Genomic DNA, 1,499 nt, shown 5'->3' on the forward strand with positions numbered 1-1,499 from the left:
GAATATGGTGGCGAAGGAATGCAATCGCCTGAGCCTTTTCTATAGGCGTGCATTCTTTCACTTCTACCACTTCACTTTTATCCTTTTTCTCAACCTTTTCAATGGTCTTCTCTAGACCTTTTGCCACGAGGTGAATAATGGCGTCCACCCTCCATTGAAAGAATTTTTCGCCCGACAACTCAAGGATCTCAAATTCTCTTTTTGCTAAGTATGCCATTTTATCTTACTGCAAAAGTTATAAATATGTTATGGCAAAGAAAAATACGTAAATGTATGTCCTTATTTATTATGCACGTGATCTAGTCACTATTTATTTCCATCGACATGTAACAGAATAGCCATAATAGTTATCCTATAACTAGGCCTTTGAAAACATGCATAATTACTCGGGGAAATACAATAGTTAAGAGTTTGGACGTTTAGAGTAATTCATCAGAAATAATGAGTATATAAAGCATATATGAGCTTAAGTATGTAAAGAAGAAGGAAAGAGAGCAGGAAGATAACCATGTCTTCTGCGTTTCCGGTATACCCGGTTATACTTATCAACTATGATCCTTATCCAATCTTCTTCACCGTTTACACCACTCATCCACAATTTTTTCATCCTTATTTTTCTTATCCCCATATTTATCCGGTCACTCCTCCGGCACCACCTCCGTCTCCGGACTCAGTTTTAAGTCCATATAATTGGTAATTATTGATTGCAAGTGGGAATGAAGCAAGATGGTCCGAGGACGTTAGTCCAAAGTAGTAATGTTTTTATTTTGTTATCCATCTTTAGTCGGCATGTAAGATAAGTAGATTATTAAGATCTACATCGTTGTAAGTTTGAATGTATAATATATGAAGTATTTTGTTTCCAAAAACTTGTCCTTGTGTTAAGCATATGCCAAATATATAAAAGATGACAATTATGCAAGTAAGGTATCAACTCGATGTAAAAATTACCGGTAACCTTTAATACCGATTATTCATCTTTATCCCCTTATATTTACGGTCATCCACTCATCACTTTAACCCATTCTTATCTTCTTCCTCCTTTTACTCATTCTTATCTTCTTCCTCATCAACTCCATTTTCATTTTCTCTTCCATTTTCGATCAATCATGTCGAAGGAAGACGATGAGATTTTTCGTCGGATCAAGGCTAGCAATGATCGGTTTTTAACCGAGCTTGCAATTTGCCTTGTTCTAATCTTAATCACCGTTTTCATTCTCATCATTACGGCTTTAAGATCTTTGTGAAATCCATGAAGGATTTTGAAGTGAGCTTAATGTCAGAAGCCGAAAGAGGTAAGAAAATCTAGCTTTTAGTTTGTACCTTGTTTTAGATCTAACCATATGTTTCTAGTTTTGGTAAAAGTCGTTTTAGATCTAAGAAGACAAATCGAGTTTCTGATGTAGAAGATCCCGAGTTTGGGCAACTACAGAGCATACTTCTCAAAACGATTTTGTAACAACTTCTTGTATGATTATGGTAACGATTATGATAATAAA

General features: G+C 35.4%; 2 protein-coding genes. Both read right to left on the reverse strand.

All coding sequences use genetic code 11. The features are described from left to right. Positions 1-217: hypothetical protein (locus ACQR30_RS16485; protein ID WP_429736853.1), on the reverse strand; the 217-nt coding region annotated here is incomplete at its 3' end. 249 nt (positions 218-466) lie between these two features. Continuing rightward, positions 467-607: a hypothetical protein gene (locus ACQR30_RS16490; protein ID WP_429736854.1), complete on the reverse strand. Its 141-nt coding sequence runs from the start codon at positions 605-607 to the stop codon at positions 467-469. Positions 608-1,499 lie beyond the last annotated feature (892 nt).

It is taken from the genome of Arachidicoccus sp. (assembly GCF_050436765.1).
In the GTDB taxonomy this organism is placed as follows: domain Bacteria; phylum Bacteroidota; class Bacteroidia; order Chitinophagales; family Chitinophagaceae; genus Arachidicoccus.

Coding starts and splice junctions, on each gene's coding strand:
- ACQR30_RS16490 (WP_429736854.1), bottom strand. CDS start 607: ATGAAAAAATTGTGGATGAGTGGTGTAAACGGTGAAGAAGATTGGATA.